General features: G+C 67.6%; 23 protein-coding genes, 3 tRNA genes and 1 pseudogene. 13 read left to right on the forward strand and 14 right to left on the reverse strand.

What is annotated here, in order from left to right:
- Positions 1-121: 121 nt before the first annotated feature.
- The gene (locus L0C25_RS13415) at positions 122-2,572 is read left to right on the forward strand and encodes a LuxR C-terminal-related transcriptional regulator (protein ID WP_271632157.1); all 2,451 of its coding nucleotides are present in this window, start codon (positions 122-124) and stop codon (positions 2,570-2,572) included.
- On the opposite strand, the gene L0C25_RS13420 is transcribed toward L0C25_RS13415, so the two are convergent.
- The 3 genes from L0C25_RS13420 to L0C25_RS13430 all read right to left on the reverse strand — a co-directional run bounded on the left by L0C25_RS13420 (position 2,565) and on the right by L0C25_RS13430 (position 5,614).
- A complete protein-coding gene (locus L0C25_RS13420; protein WP_271632158.1) occupies positions 2,565-3,725 on the reverse strand; it encodes an alanine/ornithine racemase family PLP-dependent enzyme in 1,161 nt (386 codons plus the stop codon). The genes L0C25_RS13415 and L0C25_RS13420 overlap by 8 nt on opposite strands.
- Positions 3,722-4,885, reverse strand: coding sequence for a DUF1611 domain-containing protein (locus L0C25_RS13425; RefSeq protein ID WP_271632159.1), 1,164 nt, complete (start codon positions 4,883-4,885; stop codon positions 3,722-3,724). Before L0C25_RS13425 ends, L0C25_RS13420 begins: the two co-directional genes overlap by 4 nt.
- Positions 4,886-5,044: 159 nt before the next feature.
- Positions 5,045-5,614: a DUF5994 family protein gene (locus L0C25_RS13430; RefSeq protein WP_271632160.1), complete on the reverse strand. Its 570-nt coding sequence runs from the start codon at positions 5,612-5,614 to the stop codon at positions 5,045-5,047.
- A 265-nt stretch (positions 5,615-5,879) separates the two neighbouring features.
- Here L0C25_RS13430 and L0C25_RS13435 point away from each other — a divergent pair, with 265 nt between their 5' ends.
- The 4 genes from L0C25_RS13435 to L0C25_RS13450 all read left to right on the forward strand — a co-directional run bounded on the left by L0C25_RS13435 (position 5,880) and on the right by L0C25_RS13450 (position 9,031).
- Positions 5,880-6,209 (forward strand): helix-turn-helix transcriptional regulator, encoded by a 330-nt coding sequence (locus L0C25_RS13435; protein ID WP_271632161.1) that lies wholly within the window; start codon positions 5,880-5,882, stop codon positions 6,207-6,209.
- 71 nt (positions 6,210-6,280) lie between these two features.
- Positions 6,281-7,330: a fatty acid desaturase family protein gene (locus L0C25_RS13440; protein ID WP_271632162.1), complete on the forward strand. Its 1,050-nt coding sequence runs from the start codon at positions 6,281-6,283 to the stop codon at positions 7,328-7,330.
- A gap of 612 nt (positions 7,331-7,942) precedes the next feature.
- On the forward strand, positions 7,943-8,425 hold the full coding sequence (locus tag L0C25_RS13445) for a DUF5946 family protein (protein ID WP_271632163.1): 483 nt from the start codon (positions 7,943-7,945) through the stop codon (positions 8,423-8,425).
- Positions 8,426-8,497: 72 nt separating this feature from the next.
- The gene (locus tag L0C25_RS13450) at positions 8,498-9,031 is read left to right on the forward strand and encodes a histidine phosphatase family protein (RefSeq protein WP_271632164.1); all 534 of its coding nucleotides are present in this window, start codon (positions 8,498-8,500) and stop codon (positions 9,029-9,031) included.
- 60 nt (positions 9,032-9,091) lie between these two features.
- Here L0C25_RS13450 and L0C25_RS13455 read toward each other — a convergent pair whose 3' ends face one another.
- Positions 9,092-9,295 (reverse strand): hypothetical protein, encoded by a 204-nt coding sequence (locus tag L0C25_RS13455; RefSeq protein WP_271632165.1) that lies wholly within the window; start codon positions 9,293-9,295, stop codon positions 9,092-9,094.
- 22 nt (positions 9,296-9,317) lie between these two features.
- Positions 9,318-9,779, reverse strand: coding sequence for a hypothetical protein (locus L0C25_RS13460; protein WP_271632166.1), 462 nt, complete (start codon positions 9,777-9,779; stop codon positions 9,318-9,320).
- 201 nt (positions 9,780-9,980) lie between these two features.
- Between L0C25_RS13460 and L0C25_RS13465 the strand changes: the two genes are divergently transcribed.
- On the forward strand, positions 9,981-10,571 hold the full coding sequence (locus L0C25_RS13465) for a dihydrofolate reductase family protein (RefSeq protein WP_271632167.1): 591 nt from the start codon (positions 9,981-9,983) through the stop codon (positions 10,569-10,571).
- A 465-nt stretch (positions 10,572-11,036) separates the two neighbouring features.
- Positions 11,037-11,606 (forward strand): dihydrofolate reductase family protein, encoded by a 570-nt coding sequence (locus L0C25_RS13470; protein ID WP_271632168.1) that lies wholly within the window; start codon positions 11,037-11,039, stop codon positions 11,604-11,606.
- A gap of 196 nt (positions 11,607-11,802) precedes the next feature.
- Here L0C25_RS13470 and L0C25_RS13475 read toward each other — a convergent pair.
- The 4 genes from L0C25_RS13475 to L0C25_RS13490 all read right to left on the reverse strand — a co-directional run bounded on the left by L0C25_RS13475 (position 11,803) and on the right by L0C25_RS13490 (position 15,574).
- Positions 11,803-11,876 (reverse strand) — tRNA-Phe (locus L0C25_RS13475).
- Between the two features lie 85 nt (positions 11,877-11,961).
- Entirely contained in the window at positions 11,962-12,573 is a 612-nt protein-coding gene (locus L0C25_RS13480; RefSeq protein ID WP_271632169.1) for a class I SAM-dependent methyltransferase, read from the reverse strand.
- A 115-nt stretch (positions 12,574-12,688) separates the two neighbouring features.
- Positions 12,689-14,074 (reverse strand): aspartate aminotransferase family protein, encoded by a 1,386-nt coding sequence (locus tag L0C25_RS13485; protein WP_271632170.1) that lies wholly within the window; start codon positions 14,072-14,074, stop codon positions 12,689-12,691.
- A gap of 9 nt (positions 14,075-14,083) precedes the next feature.
- Entirely contained in the window at positions 14,084-15,574 is a 1,491-nt protein-coding gene (locus tag L0C25_RS13490; RefSeq protein ID WP_408641645.1) for a CoA-acylating methylmalonate-semialdehyde dehydrogenase, read from the reverse strand.
- Positions 15,575-15,723: 149 nt separating this feature from the next.
- Here L0C25_RS13490 and L0C25_RS13495 point away from each other — a divergent pair, with 149 nt between their 5' ends.
- The gene (locus tag L0C25_RS13495) at positions 15,724-17,325 is read left to right on the forward strand and encodes a PucR family transcriptional regulator (RefSeq protein WP_271632173.1); all 1,602 of its coding nucleotides are present in this window, start codon (positions 15,724-15,726) and stop codon (positions 17,323-17,325) included.
- A gap of 119 nt (positions 17,326-17,444) precedes the next feature.
- Here L0C25_RS13495 and L0C25_RS13500 read toward each other — a convergent pair whose 3' ends face one another.
- The 3 genes from L0C25_RS13500 to L0C25_RS13510 all read right to left on the reverse strand — a co-directional run bounded on the left by L0C25_RS13500 (position 17,445) and on the right by L0C25_RS13510 (position 18,696).
- On the reverse strand, positions 17,445-18,326 hold the full coding sequence (locus tag L0C25_RS13500; protein ID WP_271632174.1) for an alpha/beta hydrolase: 882 nt from the start codon (positions 18,324-18,326) through the stop codon (positions 17,445-17,447).
- A gap of 161 nt (positions 18,327-18,487) precedes the next feature.
- A tRNA-Asp gene (locus L0C25_RS13505) sits at positions 18,488-18,564 on the reverse strand.
- A gap of 59 nt (positions 18,565-18,623) precedes the next feature.
- A tRNA-Glu gene (locus L0C25_RS13510) sits at positions 18,624-18,696 on the reverse strand.
- A gap of 109 nt (positions 18,697-18,805) precedes the next feature.
- Between L0C25_RS13510 and L0C25_RS13515 the strand changes: the two genes are divergently transcribed.
- Together L0C25_RS13515 and L0C25_RS13520 are read left to right on the forward strand one after the other, a co-directional pair.
- Positions 18,806-19,156 carry a metallopeptidase family protein gene (locus L0C25_RS13515; RefSeq protein ID WP_271632175.1) on the forward strand — a complete coding sequence of 117 codons (351 nt, stop codon included), beginning with the start codon at positions 18,806-18,808 and terminating at the stop codon, positions 19,154-19,156.
- Positions 19,149-19,871, forward strand: a complete 723-nt coding sequence (locus tag L0C25_RS13520; protein ID WP_271632176.1) for a pirin family protein — start codon at positions 19,149-19,151, stop codon at positions 19,869-19,871. The genes L0C25_RS13515 and L0C25_RS13520 overlap by 8 nt, the downstream gene beginning before the upstream one ends.
- Here the strand turns inward: L0C25_RS13520 and L0C25_RS13525 are convergent.
- Positions 19,831-20,751, reverse strand: coding sequence for an ATP-binding protein (locus tag L0C25_RS13525; RefSeq protein WP_271632177.1), 921 nt, complete (start codon positions 20,749-20,751; stop codon positions 19,831-19,833). The two genes, L0C25_RS13520 and L0C25_RS13525, sit on opposite strands and share 41 nt — an antisense overlap.
- A gap of 110 nt (positions 20,752-20,861) precedes the next feature.
- Here L0C25_RS13525 and L0C25_RS13530 point away from each other — a divergent pair, with 110 nt between their 5' ends.
- Positions 20,862-22,247 carry an FAD-binding oxidoreductase gene (locus L0C25_RS13530; RefSeq protein ID WP_271632178.1) on the forward strand — a complete coding sequence of 462 codons (1,386 nt, stop codon included), beginning with the start codon at positions 20,862-20,864 and terminating at the stop codon, positions 22,245-22,247.
- The gene (locus tag L0C25_RS13535) at positions 22,244-23,533 is read left to right on the forward strand and encodes a class I SAM-dependent methyltransferase (RefSeq protein WP_271632179.1); all 1,290 of its coding nucleotides are present in this window, start codon (positions 22,244-22,246) and stop codon (positions 23,531-23,533) included. Before L0C25_RS13530 ends, L0C25_RS13535 begins: the two co-directional genes overlap by 4 nt.
- A gap of 78 nt (positions 23,534-23,611) precedes the next feature.
- On the opposite strand, the gene L0C25_RS13540 is transcribed toward L0C25_RS13535, so the two are convergent.
- Positions 23,612-24,301, reverse strand: a complete 690-nt coding sequence (locus tag L0C25_RS13540; protein ID WP_271632180.1) for a hypothetical protein — start codon at positions 24,299-24,301, stop codon at positions 23,612-23,614.
- A gap of 385 nt (positions 24,302-24,686) precedes the next feature.
- Between L0C25_RS13540 and L0C25_RS13545 the strand changes: the two are divergent.
- Positions 24,687-25,376: pseudogene (locus L0C25_RS13545) on the forward strand (sensor domain-containing protein); the annotation flags it as partial.
- Positions 25,377-25,436: the final 60 nt, after the last annotated feature.

A 25,436-nucleotide genomic window follows, 5' to 3' on the forward strand; every position in this document is an offset into this window, starting at 1 on the left:
CAGCGGACCGAACCGTTACGCCGAGGGTTCCCCGGCCTCGGTTGAGTCGAGCTCTCGACTCGATCCCGGCGGGGGAGTCGGGCTGCTCGTCGCTCCGGCGGGCTCCGGAAAGTCCGTTCTGATGGAGGAGTGGGGGCGTCAGAACGACGCCGCTCGGCTGTCGGTACGTCCGGTTCACGATGACGCGGTTCGTCTCGCCCGTGACCTGGTCGTGGCCGTGCACGAGGCGCACCCCGCGGTAGACCCGGGAATCGTGCAGCTCTCGGTCACCGGCGGCAGCCGTCTCGGTTCGGTCTTCGTCGACGCGTTCCTTGCCGAGCTGGCCGACGTACGCGGCCCCTTCGTGCTCGCCCTCGATGATCTGCATGCGATGACGAACACCGAGTCGCTGAGCGACCTGGGCGACCTCGTCGTTGGCCTGCCCGACAACGTACGCATGGTGATCGCCTCGCGTTGGGATCAGCCGCTACACGTCGGTCGACTCCGGCTGGAGGATCGTCTCGTCGAGCTTCGCCTGAGTGACCTCGCGTTCGAGTCGGACGAGGCGGTGGGGCTACTTGAAGGCGTCTCGGGACGGTCGATGTCGCCCGGGCACGTGGAGACCCTCGTTTCGCGTACCGAGGGGTGGGCAGCGGGGCTTCAGCTCGCCGCGCTGTCGCTGCAGAAACAGGCCGACGTCGACGCGTTCGTTGCCGGCTTCACCGGAGACGACCGCCTGGTCGCGGACTACCTCACCGACGAGGTGGTCCGTTCGCTCGATCCGTCGATGCGAGAGTTCGTCCTTCGTACGTCCGTCTTGGAGTGGCTCAGCCCCGACCTGTGTGAGGCCGTCACCGGTCAGGACGATGCACGCGCGACGTTGCTGTCCCTGCGCGACAGGGGCCTCTTCCTGACCCGAGTCGAGGGGGTGGCCGAACGTTTTCGCTACCACCATCTGTTCGCGGACCTTCTCCGGTTCCAGCTCCGGGGCGAGGCCGCTGACGCGGAGGTGGAGTGCCGGCGTCGCGCCGCGCGGTGGTTGCTCGCGAACGGGGAACACCGAGCGGGGGTGGAGCAGCTCCTCGCCGCAGGCGACTACGTCGAGGCGTTCGAGGTCGTCGCCGTGCAAGGGCACCGGCTCTTCGAGCGCGGCGAGACGGCGACGCTCGCGAGTGCGCTCGCTGCGATCCACAACAACATCACGACACCGAGCGCGCAGATGTCGATATCGCTGTTGGCGAGTCAGGTCGCCTCGGACCAGTTCAGTGCCGCGGCCGAGACGTACCGGATGCTCGCGCGGCAGGACTTGTCGCCGGGCGAGCAGATCGCCGCCGACACGCTCGGTGCGATCCTGGGCCTCGGGGACCTACCTGTGGTGGAGATGAGGCGACTCGCGACGGGTGTGCTTCGGCTGCTGCCGACCGTGCAACCCGAGTCGGTCTTCGACTTCTTCGGCGCGGGAGGGGCGGAGTCGTGTGAGGTCATGGCCGGAACGGCGTTGGCGCTCGCCGACCTCTTCGATGCGGACCTTGCGTCGAGCTCCGCGGGATTCACCAGCGCACTGGAGTTGCCCGGCGCGAAGTACCCGATGTGGCGGATCAACATCTTGGGGATGTCGGCCTTCACCCATGCGGCCGCCGGGCGGCTGACCGAAGCCGAGGGCTGCGCGCTCGCCGCCGTCGACACCGCTCGCGAGGTCGGCGCGATGGACCACGTCGCCGTGGCGATGGCACAGCTCGCGCTGGGTGCGGTCGCCCTCGAGCGACTGAATCACGGGCTGGCCGGCGTTCACCTGGACGCGGCCGCACGGATCGTCGCGCACTGTCATCGACCGATCTACCACCACCTGCTGCAGCTCCTGAAGACGCGCCACATCGCGGCAGTCAGAGGCATCCAACCTGCGCTCACCCACCTGCGCGACATGACGTTCGGAGGGCCGCAGCGGCTGCTGGTCACACGGGCGAGACTGTCGCTCGAGGCGCAGCTGCTCGTACGTTCCGGAGCGGTACGCGAGGCGCATGCCGTGCTCGGCGCCGCCGTCAACCCGACTCCAGCGGCGTCGTTCGATGTACTGGTCGCCGACGGCGACGTACCGGGGGCGCGGCGAGTTCTGGAGGCCTGGCAGGTCGACGCGGACGAACCGCGATCCGCGCTTGCGTGGAGCCTGCGTGAGGCCGTACTGATGCAGTGTGACGGGCACGCGGGCCTCGCCGGCACGGCCATCGCCGACGCAGCCGTCGATGCCGAGGTCGAGGGGCTTCTCGCGCCGTTCCTGGAGACGCCGCGGGCGCAGAACATCCTGCGCACCATGGCTCCGTCGAGGCCGTTGCGGCGGATGAAGCACCTGTTGGACTCCGCGCCGAGCGACGACGGTCGGCTACTCGCCAACGCGGCGCTGATCGAGCCGCTGACTCCGCGCGAGCTCACTATCCTGGCGTACCTACCGAGCAGGCTCAGCAACGACGAGATCGCCGATGCGCTGTTCGTCTCGGTCAACACGCTGCGGACCCATCTGCGCAGCATCTACCGCAAACTCGGTGCCTCGGGACGCGACGCCGCCGTGGCGAGTGCCGCGATGGTCGGGCTCACCTGACGGCGGCACCGCCGCGCAATCCAGTTGGGTTCACGAGCGGCTCATCAGACTCGGACAAGGGCTCGACCGTCACGTCCGGCCGCTGGTATCGAGAGTCGCGCTCGATCTTGGTTGCGAACGGAGACGTCATTGCTCGCACCAGGGCGCTGTAGTCGAGTTGGAAGCTGAGCTCGTCGCCGACCGAGACGGCGCTGTCGCCGACGTCGAGTACGAGATGGTCGCTGCTCATGCCGAGTTTCCTGATGCCCGATGGCGCCGTGATGCCGTCAGGGTCGACGTCTTGTCGGCCGAGCGCGACGACCACCTGCCGGATGCTCCCACGGCTATGGGCGGGCGGCTGGTGGCCGAATGCGGCCTGTGCGATCTCGCCCCAGGGCTGTGTGGGCTTCCGGGTCGCTTCGATCACCTCCGCCACCAGGGTGAAGGCATCGGTCTGGAGCCCGTCGATCGGACGCCGGTAGAGCGGCTCGGTCCCCAACAGGATCGACTCACCGAGGCGGAGTTCGTCCACGCGCCCGACGTCGTTGGTCGTCAACGCCCAGTCCAGGTTGGCGGAGTTTCCGCCCGATACGACGGGGAGCACGTGCCCGCAGGCGGTCTCGGCCTGTTCGACCAGCCGGGACAACTCATCCATCTTCTGCTGGTCGGGCACGACTCCGCTGTGGCAGGCGAGGTTGGTACCGAGGCCCACGAGCCGCAGGCCGGCGAGCCGGTCAACCGTACGGGCGAGCTCCACCACCTCGTCGACCGCGACACCCTCACGCAAGTCGCCCAGCTCCACCATCAGGATCACGGCATGCGTGGTACGTCGGTGCGCGGCGACGGTTGCGAGCGCATCGAGTACGACTGCTTCGGTGTTGAGGCTGACGTCGGCGACGCGTACGACCTCGTCGACCTGGCTGAGCATCGGCGACCTGATCAACGTGAGCGGCTCCGCCACTCCGTCGGCGCGCAGTACGGCGAGGTTCTCGACCCGGGAGTCGCCGAGCCCGACGACACCCCCGTCCAGCATCGCTTTCGCGACGCCCGGTGACCCGAGCGAAGCCTTGGTGACGCCGGTTACCCGGATGCCCTTGGTGGCAAGGCGATCCACGAGGGTTCGCGCATTGTGGGCAATCGCGTCGAGGTTGATCTCCAGGCGGGGCGCGGTCACCCTACGCTCGGGGCGAGCGCCGATGCGAGCTCGGGGAACGACTGTACGACCATGTCGACGAGTCGGTCGAGTGGCCGGGTCAACGGGTCCGTTGCCGGCACGCCGATCTCGAGTTCCAGTTCGTCGATCGCAGCGCTGATCTCGTGATCGGTCATGAACTCGTGGTTGATCGCGGTGCCGATGACCTGTGTGTCGGCGAACGCCTCGATCAGGGCTACCTCGCTTGCCAGCGACGGCATCGCCACCATGGGGAAATCCCCAAGCACCTTGCGTTTCGGCGCGTGCTGAACGATGACGCCGGCGGGTCGGCTGCCGCGAAGGATATGGGCCGAGGTCAGGTACGCGGGGTGGCTGAGTGCCCCTTGGCCTTCGACGATGATCACGTCGGGGTGCTCACCTTCGTACGCGGCCACCACCTGTGCCTCGACCTCTCCGGAGCAGAACTGCGGCACGAGTGCGTCGAGTGCGACGCCGTACTTCCCACCCTGGATGAGCCCGGTCTGTCCGGTGCCGACCATGACCGCCTTGATGCCTCGCTCCCTGAGCCCTTGGACGAGAAGGGTCGCGGTCGTGCGCTTCCCGATCGAACCGTCGGTGCCGAGCACGGCGATACGCGGGCAAGGGATGTCGAAGATGCGTCCGCTGAAGAGATGGAGGTCCTTCTTCTCCTTCGGGCGGCGAACGTCGGTGATCGTCACCCCGGCGGCGAGGCCGGCCGCAACGAACTCGACGTCGTCGTTGAGGAACTCGTGAAGCCCGTTGATGATGTGCATCCCCCGGCTGATGCCATCCAGCAGTACCTCACGCTGGGCCGACGACAGCAGTCCGTCTGCGGGAGCAACCCCGCAGATCAGATAGTCGGGCACGCGGCCGGCGTGGGCGATGGATTCGGCCAGGTTCGCGAGGACCGGAATGCCGTTGGGTCGGTCATCGAGGAAGTCGCCTGCATCGACGCCGGCCCGGCGGCTGTCGATGACGCTGCGGATCTCGTACTTCTCGGAGTGACGTACCAGCCCGTTCGCGGTCTTTCCGTCCTGCTTGCCGAACTGACCCTCGCAGTACACGACCGCGGACGAACCGACCGGCAGCAGGGCATCCGCGGCGCGCGTTGAATCGCGGCGCGCGCTCGTGGAGACGGGTTTCGGGACAGACTGGGACATTGCACTCCTCTGAACGGGTCAGAGGAGGCGACGGATCGTGGAGGGCCGCAACTGGGCCCGGCGCTCAACGAGGAATCTTCCCTGAATGTCGGCAGAGTTGCCGACTCCTGAACCATAGCAGGCACCTGGCTACCGGAGGGCCGCCACGAACATCGACGCTCAGCCCAGGCGCCGAGCTCGGCTCCGCTCCGCCCTGGTCCGAAATGACGGTTCGACGGGGTGTTCGCCCCACCAGTTTCCGCCGTCGTCGTTCCACTGGTCGGTCGGACTGACGTCGGGGCTGTCGCGCACGGCGTCCAGCAGTGCCGACGCCGTGTGCGCATTGCCTCGGGTGGCTGCCGCGAGGAGTGCCTCGCTGCCATGCGCGTCGGAGTAGTCGGGTGGCACGACCAGCACGTGAAGAACGCGTTGGTCCGACATCGTGAGCTGGATCAGGTGCGCGTCGTCGTGGGGAAAGGCATCGGCTACGACGTACCCGCGGTCCACGGCGATATGGCGCGGCGCCGGCTCCCAATCGGGTCGTGAGTAGACGACCCGGACGATCTGGTCGGATCCGGTCGGGAATTGGTCGACCAGGTCGGCGACCTCCCCGGGCAGGTCTCGGCTTCGTGGCCACCAGCCGCCGTCGAGATGATTCTGGCCCGGATGACCGGCCAGGCGTAGGCGCAGTGGTGCACGGGCCTCGGACGGGCTCTCGGATGTGGACGTTGGATCGTGCGGCGTGGACATGGGGTCCGCCTCTCAACCGGGTCAGGTCGCCGGCTCGGTGCCTGTCACCGGGCGAATCGAAATAGGCTGCAAGCGGGGCACCGGGGCCTTCGTAGCGGTGGACCCGGCCGAGATGGTCTGGCATCGCGGCCGGGTCCTACCTGTCGTTGCCTGCTGTGCCCATCGGTGCTCCAGTCCGTGATGGATGCCTACCATCACGGACGTAACTGTACTCCGGATTTACAACACTAGCAATTCGTTTCTAGTATCTGTTAGCGTCTATCGCGTGAGCCACTGGAGCTTCATCACAAACCACGCCCGGGTGCTGTTGTTCATCGCCAACCGCCCGGACGCTCGGCTGCGTGATCTTGCTCTTGCCCTGGACATCACCGAGCGGACCGCGTACGGGATCGTTGCCGATCTGGCCGAAGGGGGCTACATCATCAAGAGGCGCGGTGGTCGCCGGAACACGTACCAGATCCAGGAGGACCTGCCGATGCCCGAGGCCATGGGGCAGAAGCGAACCATCGGCGAGGTGTTGGAGCTCCTGGCGGTCCGCCAAGAATCGTCCGATGAATCCGACGAACCGGGCTCCTCGAAATCGGCGCGAGTCTGACGTACTACCCCGCGGCCCCTGGACGGACGGTCCGGGAACGCTGCATCCCCAACTTCGGAGGGCAGTCCGTGATGGACACTCAAGAACGACATGTAAGCCTCTACACCAACCTCGCACACGCCGTTCGTGAGAGCGGGCTGCTGCGCCGCCGGTACGCGTACTACTGGAGTCGGATCACTCTCGCCGTGCTCGCATTCGGGCTGATCTGGGCCGGGGTGTTCATGATCGGAAACTCGTGGTTCCAGCTCATCCTTGCGGTTGCGCTCGGCGCCGTCATCACGCAGTTCGGATTCCTCGGCCACGACGGCGCGCACCGGCAGATCTTCGACTCGGCCGCGTGGAACGAGTGGACCTCGCGAGTGCTCGGCGGGGTGTTCGCCGGCCTGAGCCATGGGTGGTGGCGGGCAAAGCACAACCGCCACCATGCGGCGCCGAACCAGGAAGGGAAGGATCCCGATATCGCTCCGGGAGCATTGGCCTTCACACGTGACGTTGCCGACAGCCGGCAGACCGGATTCGCCGGATGGTTCGTACGACGCCAGGGCTGGCTGTTCTTTCCGCTGCTGACACTGGAGGGGCTCAACCTCCACGTGGCCAGTGTGCGCACCGTGCTCCAACCGGGTGCGATAAAGCATCAGCGGGTCGAGGCCGCGCTCGTACTGTCGCGACTCGCGCTGTACGTCGTCGTGCTCTTGATGGTGCTCCCGCTCGGCAAGGCGGCGGCGTTCTTCGCGTTGCAGATGGCCGTATTCGGTCTGTGCCTCGGCGGATCGTTCGCCCCGAACCACAAGGGAATGCCGATCGTGCCGCCGACCGCACGGATCGACTTCCTGCGCCGGCAGGTCCTGATGTCTCGCAATATCCGCGGCGGCCCGGTCGTGGACTTTGCGATGGGCGGGCTCAACTACCAGATCGAGCATCACCTCTTCCCGAGCATGCCGCGCCCCAACCTCAAACACGTTCAGCCCCTCGTACGCAGCTACTGCGAGGACCACGGCATCAGCTACACCGAAGTCGGCCTCCTGCACTCCTATCGCATCGTCGTCGACTACCTCAACAACGTTGGCCTCCGCGCCAGGGGGCCGTTCGATTGCCCCCTCGCTCAGCAGCTTCGCAACTAGAGCCGGTGCCGACCCGGGTGCGAGCGACATCATCGTCGACGGAGCGTTGATCGTCCGAGTTCAGCAAGTGCAGCGACGACGCCGAGGCCGGACGCCGAACCCACGAAGAGCAGGGCCGCTCCAATGGGCCACAAGCTTGCCCCGGCCTGGCACGGGTCCTCGACTGTCGCCGCGCCGAAGGACCACAGGACGGTGAGGCAGCAGACGCACGAAGCCGCTGCCGACCAGGCATGCCCGTGCCACGCCGCAACAGCGACGACAACGATCAGCCCGAGGGCGAGGACGACGACCTGCCATGATTCGTACGGACCGCTGCACCGCGCTCCGTGTGGTGAGCGGGATATCTGGGCGTGCCAACCCAGGAGCAATAGATACATCGCCGCGGTTGCCGCTGTCGTGCCGGCTACCCAGATGCAGCCCACGAGGTGGCGGGCGTCGTGATCGGTCATGGGTTTGAGCGTGGGCGAGGACGTCGGCAGGCGCATGAGTACGCAGACTCATATCGGCATGACCGCACGGAGCGCGCAGCCGCTCCCGCAACCGGGACTATCTCCGGAACTCAGCGTGGTAAGGGAAACGTCATCCCCTGGATGCCGCTCTCCTGCACATCGCTTGCGCTCGTACGAGACGAGCGTCCCGTCGTACGGTGACGCCATGGAGTTTGAGGCCTGCGGTGAGTGCGGGGCAACGGGTCGTTGGGGGACGTGCGAGCAGCTGTTCCATGTCCTGCTTGCGCTGGATCATGAACGACGCCAACCGTGGGCCGCGTACCACTCTGTCAACGTGGCCTGCTATCTGCTCCAGCATCCGTCGCTGGCGAGTCGCGAGGTACTGGCCGGCCAATGGAGCATCGTCGCCATCTTCGTCGATGAGGGCCTGGAGGCCGTGCATACGTTGACCGCACGCGCCGTTCGGCGGAACAACTGCCGCGCGAGCGGTCGCGCCGAGATCGTCGGTCGACCAGCGCCGCAGGCGGTCCGCCCCGTTGGCGCAACCATCGAGGATGTCTCGGTCGATGGCAGCTTCCCGGCGACCGGATACGAAGGCCGCATTCGTTTGTGGGCAGACGCAACCGCAACGGCGCGCGCCAGCTGACTGCTCGATCGCGACCCGGCAGGCGAGGTCAGCCGATCCTCGGGTCAGCGATCGGGTGCGAGGATGGGCGGCGTGCTGTTGTTGGTGCGACACGCGATGCCGCTGGCGACAAAGGCGGCTCCGTCGGGCGCCTGGGCATTGACTGCCGATGGGCGGGCGGCGGCTCGGCAGCTGCGCGCGCGTTTCCCCGCCGGTGCACATCTGACAGCGAGCTGCGAGCGCAAAGCGTGGGAGACGGTCGGCGGGACGGACACCCATGTAGAGCGAGATGCCCGTTTTGATGAGATCGCCCGGACTGGTGAGCCCTGGGGCGGCGACTTCCTGCGCCTGCGGCGGCGCTATGTCGAAGGAGTGAGGCATGCCGGCTGGGAGTCGCACGAGGACGCGGCGGGGAGGTTCCACGCCGGTGTCGTCGCCGCCCAAGATCGATACCGCGACCGGGCGATCGTGATCGGGACACACGGGATGGTGCTCACCAACTGGCTCGTCAGCATCGGCGTAGTCTCGACTGCCGATGCGGGCGGGTTCTGGTCCGACCTGGGCTTTCCCGACTGCATCGAGGTCGACACCGTTGGCGCATCGTGGCGACGGTGCCTCATCGTCTAGCCGGCGTGGCGCGTTGTGGTCACGGACGTACGAATCTGGGGACATATCCTCTCGTCATGCTCAAGACGCGCCTCGATCTCGACCGACGACGCCGTGCTGGTACGCGAGGAGTCGATCATCGCGGGCGTACAGCTGCTCCTCGAGCACACGGGCCCGGTCGTCGAGCCCTCGGCGGCCCTCGGTGTGGCTGCCGTCTTGGAGGACCCCGAGCGAAACCTGTGCGGGGACGAGGCGGGCGTACCCGTTGCCGCGCTCCTCGGGCACGACGATCAGTCGTTGGATACTCCTAGTTCATGTAGCTCGCGAGGCCGAGCCAGGAGAAGCCGAGCTGGATGTCGGGTTCCTCGTTGGGGTCGACCCAGGGAACCTGCTCCTTCTTCTGCAGGTAGTGACTCGGTACGGGCGTGATCGGTGCTGGCGCCTCACCACTGAGCGCACCCTGCACGGCATCGACGAACCGGCTCGCACCCTTCGCATTGAACTTGCCGTCCAACACGGCCTGGCGCTGGCGCGGGTCGGCTCCCACCGCGACGTGGACCACGGTGTTCGACCCCTGGCTCTCGGTCGCGATGACGTAGATCTTCCGGTTCGACATCTTCGCCTTTTCCATGGCCACCAACTTCTGGCCTTCGTTGTGTACGGCGAGGATGTCCATGTTCTTGATGTTCTGCACAACGCCGAGTGCCGCCTGGAATGCTGCGGGAGCGGGCGCCTCGACGGTCAACGAATTCTGGCGGATTGCCTTCACGGTCACTCCGGAGTTCGACAGCAGGATTCCAGGAAATTACCAGGGCATCCATATACGAGGGTCCTCGGGCACGCGCTCGTCGGCATCCGCTGCAACGCCGCAGTCCTGTCACCGGGACGAACATGTCGACGTGGAAACGACCGCTGAATCCGCCCGGGCCGGCCCGTCTACCTGGTGACTGACGAGAGAGCGGAGACAGGAATGCAGGATCTGAAGCCGCAGATCGCGGCGGGGAAGGTGCACTGGGCTTTCATGATGTCTTTGGACGGGTTCGTAGCCGGCCCAGGCCACTCGATGGACTTCATGGCGGGCACAACCACCCGAGATGGTCTGCTCAGTGAATACGTCGAAGCGACCGGCGCGATTCTCGCCGGGCGCGACGGCTACGACAGCACCACCGGCATCACTCCGTACGGGGGAGCGTGGGACGGGCCGATCTTCGTGCTTACCCATCATCCCGAGGATGCACGTCAGAAGGATGGCTTCACCATCCTTAGCTGCCCGGTGGACGAGGCTGTGCGTATCGGTCTAGCAGCGGCGCAGGGGAAGAACCTCCAGGTCCACTCGCCCACCATCGGACGGCAACTGCTTCAACGGGGCCTCATCGACGAGATCGATATACACATCGCGCCGGTCCTGCTCGGTGACGGCGTCCGACTTTACGATGCGCCCGGAGGCGAGATCGTGCATCTCCAACGTGACGGGACTGAACCCACGCTTGCTGCCGACCTTCGGTACCGACCGTCGACGACTGCCGCCGTGAACACCCCGCGGAATGCGAGTCCGATGTAGCGGCCGTCGCAGTCAGCAGAAAGTCAGCGCACGCTGGCCGGTGAACGGTCGCCCTACGCCAACCACGGTCACTACGGTGCCAGGCGCGCACCACCTGGGGCGTGATCGCGACCAAGGCAAGTCGACCAGACTCGCCATACGAAGCCGCATGTTCCGACGACATGTCTCGGCCCACGGCTCGCCGATGTTTGTGCTCTCGGTGAGATACGAGCCCGGCCAAGGTTGTCTTGAAGCGGCAGGTCTTCATGGATCTGTGTCACTACCTGCTTGGCGTTCCGCCTAGGAGATTGATGGTGCGTCCGCCGGACCGCCAAGCGAGGACATCGGCATGGCCCGACGTGTCGCTACGCTTGCGATGCGCGAGCCGTCTGCGTCCCCCGGAACTCGCCAACACGCGGAACTGCGCGATGCATCCGATCGAAGAGTTGGCGATTCGTGGGGCGCGCATTGAAGGAGACCAACGAGATGAGACCACTTCGATACTCGATCAACGTCACGCTTGACGGATGCTGCCATCACGAGGCCGGGCTCCCGCCGGACGAGGAGTCGATGCGGTACTGGACAGATGCGATGGCACGCGCCGATGCTCTGCTATTCGGCCGGGTGACCTACGAGATGATGGAGTCGGCGTGGCGGAAGCCGGCCACGGGCACGTGGCCCGACTGGATGGGTGAGTGGGAGGTCCCGTTCGCCGAGACCATCGACCGGGCGAAGAAGTACGTTGTGTCGAGCACGCTGGGCGGCGCCGATTGGAACGCCGAACTGGTGCGAGGGGATTTGGGGCAAGCAGTTCAGCGGCTCAAGCAGGAACCAGGCGAGAGCCTGTACGTCGGCGGCGTGACGCTCCCCCTGGCGTTGGCAGATCTGGGACTGATCGACGAGTACGAGTTCCTCGTACAGCCGGTCCTCGCCGGACACGGACCGACGCTGCTCGCCGGTCTGCACGAGCGCATCCAGCTCGAGCTCGTGGATCGCCGGGAGTTCCGGTCGGGAGCGGTCGCCCTGCGATACCGACCCGCGCGAGTAACGGCCTGACACCGTTCGTTCGTCCTGGCACGTTGGCCGCTCCCGAAGTACCGCCATTTCAGGGCCACCTGCAACGCGTGCAGAAGCCAGTCCTGATCGACCTCGAACACTGGCCGCACCATGCGGTCGTCCCCGGAATGCATCAAGAGTCTGACGGGGGTCACTGAGGGGAGTGGCGATCGGGACTTTGGCCCGGAATTCTGGGTGGCCAGGGCCGGGATCGAACCGGCGACCTTCCGCTTTTCAGGCGGACGCTCGTACCAACTGAGCTACCTGGCCGTGTCCGCGGCGCGCGTACGAGCCGGGCGAACGAGTGCCCGGCGGCGGGCCGGGCTCCAGCAAGTATAGGGCCAACCGTGCCTCCCTATGTCGCGGGGACGCGCAGCACGGTGACGGCGAACGAGGCGGCGTCGTCCCAGGGGCGGAGGTCCCAGGTCGCGAAGCGGTGCTCACGCGTCAGACCCGCAGTCGCGGCGTCGGCATCGAACTGCGAGAGGGAGTACTCCCGGTCGGTGGCGAAGCCGATCGCGAGGGGGCCATCGGGTCGTACGTGCGCGCGCAGGTTGGTCAGTACGTCGGCGCCGGTGCCGGCGGCGAGGAACGGCATCACGTTGCCGGCGCAGAGGGCGGCGTCGAACGGCTCGTCGATGCCCAGAGCGGGCAGGTCGAGGGTGGCAAGGTCTGCGTTGATCCAGGTCGGACCGGGATGGTCGACTCCGGCGGCCTCGATCAGCTCGGGGTCGACATCGACGCCGACGACGGTGTGGCCGCGGCGATGGAGCTCCGCACCGAGCCGGCCGGGGCCGCAGCCGGCGTCGAGGATCCGCGAGCCGGGCGCCACGATCGCGTCGAGGAAGCGTGCCTCACCGGCGAGGTCGACGCCCTCGGCGGCCATCGTGCGGAAGCGTTCGATGTACCACTGCGAGTGGCCGTCTCCGGTCGCGGAGAACCAGCGGGGCGTGGGCGTGTCAGTCACGCGTACATCCTCCTCCATCCCCATGAAACCCCCGTGAGCCGCACGTTTCGGCCCCAGAAATCGAGAATCTGGGGCCGAAACGTGCGGCCCAGCGGGGCTGTTGCCCGGCGAACGGTCAGGCGGCCAACTTGTCCGTGTACGCCAGCGCCTCGTCGATCACGGCGAGTCCGCGCCGCAGGTCGTCCTCGCCGATGACCAGCGGGGGCGCGATCTGGAGCCGGTTGAAATGGATCATCGGCCAGACACCGGACGCCTTGCAGCGGGCCGCGAGCTCGGCCATCGGCGCGGCGTCGGCGCCCGACGCATTGAACGGTACGAGCGGCTCGCGCGTGCCCTGGTCGCGGACGAGCTCGACCGCCCAGAACAGGCCGCGGCCGCGTACCTCACCGACGCTCGGGTGCCGCGACGCCCAGTCGGCGACCGTCGGCGCCACGACCTCGGATCCGAGGCGCCGGACCCGACCGAGGATGTCGTCGCGCTCGAACACCTCGAACGTCGCGATGCCCGCAGCGCAGCCGAGCGGGTGTCCCGAGTACGTGAGCCCACCGGTGTACGCGCGGTCGCCGAAGAAGTCGGCGATCTCGTCGCGGATCACGACACCGCCGAGCGGTACGTAGCCGGAGTTCACGCCCTTCGCGAACGAGATCAGGTCGGGCGCGACGTCGAACGCGTCGAACGCGAACCACTCACCCACCCTGCCGAAGCCGACCATCACCTCGTCGGCGATGTAGATGATCCCGTGTCGGTCGCACAGCTCGCGTACACCCTGCAGGTAACCGGGCGGCGGGATCAGCACACCATTGGTGCCGACCACCGTCTCCAGTGCGATCGCCGCGATCGTCTGCGGGCCCTCGAGCATGACGACCTCCTCGAGGTGGCGCAGCGCGCGCTCGGTCTCCTGTTCCGCCGAGTCGGAGTGGAACGGCGAGCGGTACGCGTACGGCCCGAAGAAGTGCACGACCGACGAGTCGCTCGGCTCGTTCGCCCAGCGTCGGGGATCGCCCGTCATGCTGATCGCCGAGCCGGTCGAGCCGTGGTACGAGCGGTACGTCGTCAGCACCTTGCGCCGGCCGGTGTAGCCGCGCGCCATCCGGACCGCGTTCTCGTTGGCGTCGGCACCTCCGTTGGTGAAGAACACCTTGTTGAGTCCGTCCGGCGCCTTCGAGGTGATCAGCCGCGCCAGCTCGCCGCGTACGTCGTTGGCCATCGACGGCTGGATCGTCGCGAGGCGCCCGGCCTGCTCCTGGATCGCGCGTACGAGATCGGGATGCTGGTGCCCGAGGTTGAGGTTGACCAGCTGCGAGCCGAAGTCGAGGTACTCGTTGCCGTCGTAGTCCCAGAACGTCGCGCCCTCGCCCCGTGCGACCGGCGTCGGGTCGATCAGGTTCTGCGCCGACCACGAGTGGAAGACATGGGCCCGGTCGTCGCGGCGTACCTGCTCATTCGCGGCGCGATCGGGCAGGGACGCGGTTGTGCCGTCCCTTCGGGTGTATTCAGTCATGGCAAGCTCCTAGCCGTTCGCCGGGAATCCGAGATCGATACGCGAGGTCGCGGGATCCGGCCAGCGGCTCGTCACGACCTTGCTCCGAGTGTAGAAGTGCACGCTCTCGGGGCCGTAGATGTGGGCGTCGCCGAACAGCGAGTCCTTCCAGCCGCCGAACGAGTACGACCCGACCGGCACCGGGATCGGCACGTTGATGCCGACCATGCCCGCCTCGACGTCGAACTCGAACTGCCGCGCGACGCCGCCGTCACGCGTGAACAGCGCGGCGCCGTTGCCGTACTGGTTCTCGTTGACGATCGCCAGCGCCTCTTCGTACGTCTCGGCGCGTACGACCGACAGCACCGGCCCGAAGATCTCGTCGGTGTAGACGGACATGTCGGTGGTCACCGCGTCGACCAGGCTCACGCCGAGGAAGTATCCGTCGCCGTCGAAGCCCTGCTCGCGCCCGTCGACGACGACCTTCGCGCCCGACTCGCGCGCGGCGTCGACGTACGACGCGACCCGGTCACGGTGCTCGCCGGTGATGAGCGGGCCCATCTCCGAGCTCGAATCCGTGCCCGGGCCGATCGACAGCGAACCGATGCGCTCGGTGATCGCCGAGATCAGGTCGTCGGCGATGTCGCCGACGGTGACCAGCACGCTGACCGCCATGCAACGCTCGCCCGCCGAGCCGTACGCGGCGGAGACCGCGGCGTCGGCGGCCGACGCGATGTCGGCGTCCGGCAGCACGACCATGTGGTTCTTCGCGCCCCCGAGAGCCTGCACGCGCTTGCCGGCAACGGCGGCCCGCTCGTAGATCGAACGTGCGATCGGCGTCGAGCCGACGAAGCTGACCGCGCTGACGGTCGGTGACTCCAGGATCGCGTCGACCGCCTCCTTGTCGCCCTGCACGACGTTGAGTACGCCCGCCGGCAGGCCCGCCTCCGCGAACAGCTCGGCGATCAGCACCGCCGCCGAGGGGTCCTTCTCGCTCGGCTTGAGTACGACCGTGTTGCCGCACGCGATCGCGCTCGCGATCATCCACAGCGGCACCATGACCGGGAAGTTGAACGGCGTGATGCAGCCGACGACCCCGACGGGCTGCTTGACGCTGTGCACGTCGACACCCGATGACACCTGCTCGCTGTACTCGCCCTTGAGGTGATCGGTCAGGCCAGCGGCGAACTCGACGTTCTCGATACCGCGCGCGACCTCGCCGGCCGCGTCGGCGAGTACCTTGCCGTGCTCGCTCGTGACGACCGCGGCGATCTCGTCGCGGTGCTCGGTCAGGAGCGTACGCAGTCGGAACAGCACGTCGGTGCGCTTGGTCAGGCTGGTCGCACGCCAGCCGGGGAGGGCGGCGGCGGCCGCCGCGATGGCCTCGTCGGTCTGCTGCCGGGACGCGTACGGCACCTCGTGCTGGCGCTCTCCGGTTGCCGGGTTGAACACCGTTCCGGTGCGGTCCGAGGTCTCGACGCGCTTACCGTCGATGAGATGGGGTACGACTGCCACGGTCACTCCTGACGAAGACACTGTGTTCGGGCGGTAATGCCCGGGCTCGAGTTCAGTATTCATCCCAGTCTGACATCGACCGCAGGGGCGCATCGCGGCAGATCGTCGAGGATCTCGGCTATCGTCGGACACTATGTCCGACCCTGGGTGCAGCCGTGCTTCCGACGATCGCTGACGTCCTTGCGCTCGCCGAGGTCGCGGCCGGTCGTCCCCGTGTCGTCGCCGGTGCCGATCGGCTCGACCGGTCGGTGCGGTGGGTCCATGTCGCCCCGGTGACGGGTACGCGCCGGCTGCTGCTCGGCGGTGAGCTGCTGCTCACGACCGGAGTCGGGCTCGCCCAGGACGCGGGCGAGCTGGAGGCCTACGTCGACGACCTCGTCGCGGCAGATGTCGCCGGTCTGGTGCTGGAGCTCGGAGATCGTTTCTCGGAGTCGCCTCCGGCGCTCATCGAGCGGTGCCAGCGCGCCGGACTCCCGCTCGTGGTGCTCGATCGCGAGGTCCGCTTCGTGTCGATCACGCAGGCCGTGCACGGGCTGATCATCGACGGCCAGTCGCAGGCACTGCGCGAGCGCGACCACGTGCACGAGGTGTTCGCGGAGCTGAACCGCCGCGGCCGCTCGGTGCGCTTCCTGCTCGACCAGGTCGCACGCATGATCGGGTCGGCGGTCGTACTCGAGGATCTCAACCACCGCGCCCTGGCGTGGAGCTCCTTCGGGCGCGATCCGGGGAGCTACCTGCACGAATGGGCACCCAGGTCCCGCCGAGCGGCCCAGCAGGCGTCGCCTCGCCCTGCGCCGTACGAGCGGACCACGTACTGGTCGTCCGGTGGCTGGCTGCGTACGCCGGTCGAGGCACTCGGCCAGCAGTGGGGACACCTCGTCGCCGTCGACTGTGACGAGGTACCGGCGACCGGGGAGGTCGTGCTCGAGAACGCCGCGCTCGCCCTCTCCCTCGCCCGCCTCGCCGGCCGCGACGAGTGGACGCGCACCGGTCACCTGGAGCTGATCGACGGGTTGGTCGCGGGTGAGTTCGTCGGGCTCGACGACGTACGCGCGGCGTTCGAGTCGACCGGCTTTCGTACGCGCCGCCGTGTGCTCACCGCAGTCGCGATACGCAGCGAGGATGCCGCCGATCGGGTCGCCGCGGCGAGCGCGGCCGCGCCGGGTGTCGACGTCGATGTCGTCGCCGCGCCGTGGGCACAGTCGCCGCGAGACACGGCATTGTTCCTGTGTTCGTCCAAGGCCGACTCGCGCGCCGGTGCCGGGTCGGCGCATGGCGACCGGCTCGTATCGCTGCTCGCACCCGGCGATCCCGAGGCGTACACGCTCGTTGCGGTCGGGCCCGATGCGTCCGAATTCGCCGACCTGGGCGCGTCGGCCGATGCGGCGATCGGGCTGCTCCAGTCACTGCCCGCAAGGGGACCGGCGGGCGTGCACGTGCATCACACGAAGCGCGCCGCGCTCGCGCTGCTGCTCTACGGCCGTCGCTCGGATCCCGCGCTCCAGGAGTTCGTCGAGCGCGTGCTCGGTCCACTGCTCGCGTACGACGCCGAGCACGGTGGCGACCTGGTCGCGGTCGCCCGCGCGTACGTCGACCATCCGACGAACCGCAAGCGCGCTGCGGCGGCGTGTCACCTGTCGCGGTCGGTGTTCTACCAGCGGCTCGAGACGATCGAGCGGCTCCTCGACATCGACCTGCGCGACGGGGAAGCGGTCGGCACGCTGCACGCCGCGCTTGTCGCGCACGGTCAGCGGTGAGCGTATGCCGAGAGAGTCGCTCACCGATCAAAGGCGCCGAGGTACGCCGTCCTGCCAATAGCGGATGTCTTATCGACGCGACGACGTACCTCGGCGACGCGTCACGGAGCCGATGACGGTCACCGCGAGGCGAGACTGTCGGCGAGGAAGCGCAGCTGGTCCGGCGCCATCCGCCGCCAGTACCCCACGTCGTGGTCGCCGAGCTGGAAGCCGCCGGCGGGATCGTCCGCGAAACCGTCCACGTACGTACGGGTGTAGCCGTAGAAGGGGTCGCTCTCGCCGCAGTCGATCCGGACGGGAATGCCGCTCAGCCGATCCTGCTCGCCCCAGACCACGGCGTCGGCGAAGTCGGCTTCGTCGTCGTACGCGCCGGGTGCGGTGTCTTCGTAGCGCGGCCACAATGCCGGGCTCTCCGCCACGACAGCGAATACGCGGTCCGGGCCGAGGCGCGATGCGAGCAGGAGGGCGCCGTACCCGCCCATGGACCAGCCGAGGACTCCGACCCGCCGCGTTTCCAGCCCGCGCCCGCCGAGCAGCGGGATGAACTCGTCGACCACCATCGAACCGGCGTCCTCGCCGTTGTCGCGCGCGTGCCAGTACGTCTCACCGCCATCGACGCTCGCGATCGCGAACGGCTCCGCGCCCCGTCGTACCGCGTCTGCCAGGAACCGATCGAGTCCGAGGTCGGCGAAGGCCGAGGTGTGGTCGTTGCCTCTGCCGTGGAGTACGACCACAACGGGCAGGTTGCCGCGCTCGCCGGGGGGATAGGCGATGGACCAGCCGCAACGTTCGCCCAACCTGGCTTCGGACATGAAGGCGCCACTCACCATACGACCGGGTGCGACGTCGGGGATGGTGCCGTCCTCGCCGTCGATTCCGAGATGGCTGTACGCCCACGAGCGCCCCGGGAGTACCCCGGTCTCGACGCCGGCCGCCGTCGCGCCCGCGCCGACGACGAGGAGCCCGCCTGCGGTGAGGAAGCTTCGCCGACTCAGGCCCATCCGGGCAGTTTCGCAGATCGGCAGGGCGGGGCGGGCGGGGCCGATCGAGCGGGTCGCAACAAATAGACATTTGTTACGCCCTGGCATGACAAATGTCTATTTGTCCGAGAATGACCCAGCGCCCCCGCCCCGAAGGGACGAGAGCGCTGATGTGCCATCGATGGCGACCCTGACGAGACTCGAACTCGCGACCTCCGCCGTGACAGGGCGGCGCGCTAACCAACTGCGCCACAGGGCCAAACTATTCAGCTGTGTTGCGGTCTGCTGCGCTGCATATCGTAGCGCAGCGCGACAGTGTGCCCCCAACGGGATTCGAACCCGTGCTACCGCCTTGAAAGGGCGGCGTCCTAGGCCTCTAGACGATGAGGGCGAGGTGTCAGGCGGTCGATGCCGTCAGGGACCGGTACAGCATAGAGCGTCACCTGCGATGCGCCCAAATCGGCCCCGACCGGTGTGGATCGGGCTGCAACACTTGTCCCGTGATCGACATCAACGAGGAGCGGTTCTTCACGCTGGTCGAGTCGGCGTTCGCCGAGATCCCCGACGAGCTGACCAACCTGCTCGACAACGTCGCGCTGTTCGTGGAGGACGACGCGCCGGCGTACGATCCCGGGCTGCTCGGGCTGTACGTCGGCACTCCGCTGACCGAGCGCGACACCTCGTACGCCGGGGCGATGCCCGACCGGATCATGATCTACCGGCGCCCGACCCTGCGCATCTGCCACTCCGAGGACGACGTCGTACGCGAGGTCGCGATCACCGTTGCGCACGAGATCGCGCATCACTTCGGGATCGACGACGACCGGCTGCACGAGCTGGGCTATGCCTGAGATGGAGCCCGCGGTCACGATCCAACGCTCCGCGGAGCGTTACCTGAGCGTCCGCGAGGGCATCGAGACCCGCCACTGCTTCTCGTTCGGCGACCACTACGACCCGGACAACATCGGGTTCGGCGACCTCACGGCCGTCAACGACGAGGCGCTCGCCCCGGGCAGTGGGTACGACCTGCACCGCCACCGCGACGCCGAGATCGTGACCTGGGTGCTCGACGGCACGCTCGAGCACGAGGACTCCGCCGGCCACCACGGGACGATCCGGCCCGGCACGATCCAGCGGATGAGCGCGGGTGCCGGCGTCGAGCACGCCGAGCGCAACGCGTCGGCGGACGATTCGCTCCGCTTCGTACAGATGTGGCTACGTTCCGACGGCGTCGACCGGCCGTCGTACCGACAGGCCGACCTCGAAGCGCACCTCGACGAGCCGGAGTTCGTGCTCGCCGTGGCCGGCGGCCACGACGAGACGGCGGCGATCGACATCGACCGGGTGGGTGCTGAGCTGTGGATCGGCCGGATCGCCGGCGGCGTCGACGTCGCGCTCCCCGATGCGCCCTTGCGGCACCTGCACGTCGTACGCGGGGGCGTGGCGATCGACGGCGAGCAGCTCGCCGACGGCGACACGATGCGTATCGCGGCACCAGGAGCGCACCGGATCATCGCCGAGGGCGCTACAGAAGTCCTCCTCTGGGCAATGCATCGGTCCAGCTGACCGGATCCTTCCCGTCGATCTGGCGGACGAACTCGTCGAACTGCCAGTGGCGTACGCGCACCTGGTCCTCCGGCGGCGGCAGCGTCAGCAGCACCTTCTCCCGGCAGAACTCCTCTGCACGGTCGAACAGCAGCGTCAGCTCGATGCAGTCGGAGCGTTCCTCGGCCCGCGTCTGATAGTGCAGGGTCGTCGCCTTCTCGCCCCGCATGTACGCGCGGTCGAGCACCTGCTCGTCGCCGAGGAACACCGGGTTGACCTCGTCGAAGCGGCGGGCCAGGTCGATCAGCGAGTCCGGTACCTCGGGATCGCGCTCCGGCTGCAGGTTGATCAGCATGATCTCGCGCCGCAGGTCGCGGTAGTACATCCGCGACTGCCAGAGCAGGTCGACGGGAGTATCGAGCAGGTAGACGTCGATCGGTGCGGTCTGGGGGCGTACGGAGGTGTACTGCTCCACGAAGTCGGACTCGGCCGGCATATCCGGTGGCGCGGGAATGAACCAGACGCACTTGCCGTCGCCCCACGGCTCGACTCCCCAGCTTTGGGTCATCGCCGAGACGAGCGCGATGCCGTTGCCGTTGTTGCCGGTGTCCTGCAGCGCATCGGAAACGACCGGCCGCGGTCGGATGCGTCGGCGCGACAGGTCGTAGACGTCGATACGGGGCGCTTCGTCATCGAGTCGAAGCCCGACCCAGATCGTCGTACGCGCGTGGATCACGGCGTTGGCGACGAGCTCCGAGACCGCCAGCGTGGCGCTGTCGATGAGCTCGGTGCGCTGCAGCTCGGCGAGCTGGGCACGTACCCACCGGCGTGCTTGTGAGGCCGAGCGAGGGTCGGGAGGAAGCTCCAGAGCTCGATCGGGGAGCGCACCAGCCGTACTCACGAGGCCAACACTTGCACTTATGTCGTGCTGCTCGCCACCCCTGGGGGTGTGTGTCCGGCTCGGGTCTGGGTCCGTGGCCGGGTTCGGCGGCGTCCGCGTAGGCTGAGCGGGTGACGACGATTGGACTTACCGCACATCGGCGCGGGGTGCAGCGGCTCGTCGATTCGTACCACGCAATCCCCGCAGATCGTCCCGTTCGACTGGCGAAGAAGACCTCGAACCTCTTCCGCGCCCGCGAGGGCGTCGAGACCGCCGGCCTCGACGTTTCGGCCCTTGCCGGGGTCGTCTCCATCGACGTGAACGCGCAGACGGCCGATGTGCAGGGCATGTGCACCTACGAGGATCTCGTCGACGCGACCCTGCCGCACGGGCTCATCCCGTACGTCGTGCCGCAGCTGCGCACGATCACCCTCGGTGGCGCCGTGACGGGTCTGGGTATCGAGTCGACGTCGTTCCGCAACGGGTTGCCGCACGAGTCGGTGATGGAGATGGACATCCTGACCGGCGACGGCGAGATCGTGACGGCGACGCCCGATGGCGTCAACGCCGACCTGTTCGAGGCGTTCCCCAACTCGTACGGCAGCCTCGGGTACGCGACCAGGCTCCGCATCCGGCTGGAGCGGGTGCCGCGTTTCGTGTCGCTGCGCCATGTCCGCTTCGACGGCGTCGCGCAGGCCGCCGCGGCGATCGAGGAGATCGTGCCGGCCGCCGCGTACGACGGACAGCGGGTCGACGGACTCGACGGCGTCGTGTTCTCGCCGACCGAGGTCTACCTCACGCTTGCGACGTTCACCGATGAAGTGACAGGCACCAGTGACTACGGCGGCCAGGAGATCTACTACCGGTCGATCCGCACCCGCACGAGCGACACCCTGACGATGTACGACTACCTGTGGCGTTGGGACACCGACTGGTTCTGGTGCTCACGTGCGTTCGGGGCACAGCACCCCCTCGTACGCCGCGTGTGGCCGCGGCGATACCGGCGCAGCGACGTCTACCACAAGCTGGTGGGGCTCGAGAACCGCTTCGGCGTCGCCGCGCGGATCGACCGGGCTCGCGGCCTCCCGGCGCGCGAGCGGGTGATCCAGGACGTCGAGGTGCCGGCCGGCCGGCTCGCAGACTTCATGTCGTGGTTCGACGAGTCCGTCGGCATGAGCCCCGTCTGGCTGTGCCCGCTGCGGCTGCGACGCAGCGACGACGAGCCGGCGCGTACGTGGCCGCTCTACCCGCTGGAGGTATCGGAGCTGTACGTCAACGTCGGCTTCTGGGGCACTGTGCCGATCGCCCCCGGCGCCGGCGACGGCGACGTGAACCGCGCGATCGAGCGGCGGGTCACCGAGCTCGGCGGTCACAAGTCGCTGTACTCAGACGCGTACTACGACCGCGAGACCTTCGACCGTCTCTACGACGGCGAGACCTGGGCAAAGGTGAAGAGTCATTACGACCCGCAGCAACGGCTGACGGGCATGTACGAGAAGGCGGTGAGACGTCGATGACGACAACTAGCGCGCGCATCCGGATCGCGGATGCCATCGGGGAGATACTTCCGCATGGCGTTCCGTTCCGGTTCACTGCGTACGACGGGAGCAGCGCGGGCCCGCCCGACGCGCGAGTGCACCTGCACCTCGCGAACGAGCGCGGCCTTTCTTTCATGTTGACCGCGCCGGGTGATCTCGGCATGGCACGCGCGTACGTCTCGGGCGACCTGGAGCTCGAGGGCGTGCATCCGGGTGACCCGTACGAGGCGATGGCGACGGTGATGGACGACCTTCGGCCGAAGCTGCCGTCGCCGAGCGACGCGTTCCGGATCCTGCGCGGGCTCGGCCTGTCGCACCTGAAGCCGCCGCCTCCGCCGCCGCAGGAGCACCTCCCGCGCTGGCGCCGCACCCTCGAAGGGCTGCGGCACAGCAAGAACCGCGATGCCGCGGTGATCCACCACCACTACGACGTTTCGAACGAGTTCTACGAGCACGTGCTCGGCCCGTCGATGACGTACACCTGTGCGGCGTTCCCGCACGAGGACGCGACGCTCGAGGAGGCGCAGGCCTACAAGTACGACCTGGTCGCGCGCAAGATCGGCTTGAAGCCGGGCATGACGCTGCTCGATGTCGGCTGCGGCTGGGGCGGCATGGCGCGCCACGCTGCGCGTGAGTACGGCGTCAAGGCCATCGGCGTGACGCTGTCGGAGCAGCAGGCGCAGTGGGCGCAGCGCGCGATCGAGCGCGACGGGCTCGCGGATCTCGCCGAGGTGCGGTTCGGCGACTACCGCGACGTGGCCGAGCGTGACTTCGATGCGATCAGCTCCATCGGGCTGACCGAGCACATCGGCGTCCGCAACTACCCCGGCTACTTCCGGTTCCTGTTCGACCGGCTGCGTCCCGGCGGGCGGTTGCTGAACCACTGCATCACCCGGCCCGACAACCACTCGCGGGCGAGCGCCGGCGCGTTCATCGACCGGTACGTGTTCCCGGACGGTGAGCTCACCGGGTCGGGCAAGATCATCTCGGTCATGCAGGACACCGGCTTCGAGGTGCGCCACGAGGAGAACCTCCGCGAGCACTACGCGCGGACGCTCGCCGGCTGGAACCGCAACCTCGAGGCCAATTGGGACGCCTGCGTGAAGGAGGCCGGACTCGGTACGTCACGCGTGTGGGGCCTGTACATGGCCGGTTCCCGGCTGGCGTTCGAGCGCAACGAGATCCAGCTGCATCAGGTCCTCGGCGTACGGCCCGACGCGGCCGGCAACGCGCACTTCCCGCTGCGTCCCGACTGGGAAGGCTGAGCCGCGAGCAGTAGCAAAGCGAGACGCCCCTTCCGATTGTCGGACGGGGCGTCTCGCTTCAGCTGGAGCCTTGCGCGCTCAGAGGTCCGACTTGAGCGGCCCGACCTCGAGGTGCAGCGTGTTGCCGGGACCGGACAGCAGCTGGGTGAGCAACGTGTTGCGCAGACCGAACGGCGGCACGTTCACGATGCTGCAGCCGTCGAACTTCGGAATCGTGAACTTCGTGTCGATGATGATCTTCTTGTCGAGGTTCAGCTTCTTGTTGCTGATCATCTTGATCTTGAACGGCTCGGTGGTGCAGGTGTCCTGCACGATGTTGATGCCGTCGAGCACCGGGATCGGCACGTCGAGCGTCGCCTTCGGAATGGCGAAGCGAACGGTCGCGGCAGAGACCATGTGACCCTTGTTCTTGCCCTTGCTCGGCACCTTGCCGGTGATCGGTGCCACCTGGACCATGTTGACCTTGGCCTTCATCGGAACACCCGGGAGGAAGTCCAGGCCGGGGATCTTGGCGTCCATGTGCGCCGTGATCGTCGGTACGTCCATGACGCCCTTGCGGATCTTGCCGCTCGGGAGGAACAGGCTGGCCTTCAGACTCGCCCCCCTGGGAAGCGTGAGCGTGTCACCGCTCTTCGCGACGGTGCTGGAGCCCGCGACCTTGCCCTTGATCTTGATCTCCGACGCGGACGCTGGCCCACCGGCCGCGATCGTCGCCGTGACCAAGGCTGTTGCGGCGGCCCCGATAGCCACACGCTTGAGAACCGACATTGACTACTCCCTAACTCGACACGCGTACGCCCCGAGATAGCGTACGGCCCATGGCGATCCGGATGTGACCCAGACCATCAGGCCCCGCATCTTACTTTCGAGTAACCAGTGGTGCAACCCTACGTTGCGCCCCTTGACCTGGGTCTTCGTCCCGCACCGTGGTGGGCCTACGTCCACTGACGCGACGTACCGCCGTAGCAGATGATGGCAGAGTCGAAGTCGCCCGAGACCGAGAGGACACACCGTGACGGCACTGTTGGATGAGCGTGGTGCGGACCACCAGCTCTCTGCGCGGGTCAAGCTGACCGCGCTCGCCGTCGCGTACACGCTGCTCAACATTCCCGTCCTGCTGATCGCCGTGCTGACCACGGTGAGCGGACTCCTGGTGGCGACCGGCGTCGGCATCCTGCTGCTGTCGATGTTCCTGCCGCTACTGCGTGCGCTCGCCGACCAGCATCGCCGGATGGCCGAGCTGACCCTCGGCGGGCACATCCAGTCACCGTACGTACCCACCAAGGGCATGCGGGTCTCCACCCGGCTGGGTACGTGGCTCACCGATCCGGCGACCTGGCGCGACCTGTTGTGGGCGCTCGCCAGCTGCACGATCGGGATCCTGCTCACCTCGCTGGCATTGGCGTTCCTGCTGGGCGTGGCCTGGTACCTCGTGTTTCCGCTCGTGTTCGCGGTGACGCCCGATGGCATCTTCGACATCAACTACGGGCTGTTCAAGATCGACACCTTCCGCGAGTCGTTCTTCGAGTGGACCTGGGCGGTCGTGTCGGGGCTGCTCTGGTGGTACGGCACGCCGTACCTGATCCGGCTGCGAGCTCAGCTCGACCGGACCCTGCTCGCACCGTCGCGAGGCCAACTGGAGCGCCGGGTCGCCCAGGTGGCCGAGTCGCGCGCCGAGACGATCGACCATTCGGCCGCCGAGCTGCGGCGAATCGAACGCGACCTGCACGACGGCGCACAGGCCAGGCTCGTGGCGCTCGGCATGAACCTCGGGATGGCCGAGGACATCATCCGCAGAGACCCGGAGGCGGCGGCGAAGCTCCTCGAGGAGGCGCGTCTGACCACCACCTCCGCTCTGGGTGATCTGCGGTCCGTCGTACGCGGCATCCACCCTCCCGTGCTC

The organism is Solicola gregarius (genome assembly GCF_025790165.1).
Taxonomy (GTDB): Bacteria; Actinomycetota; Actinomycetes; order Propionibacteriales; family Nocardioidaceae; genus Solicola; species Solicola gregarius.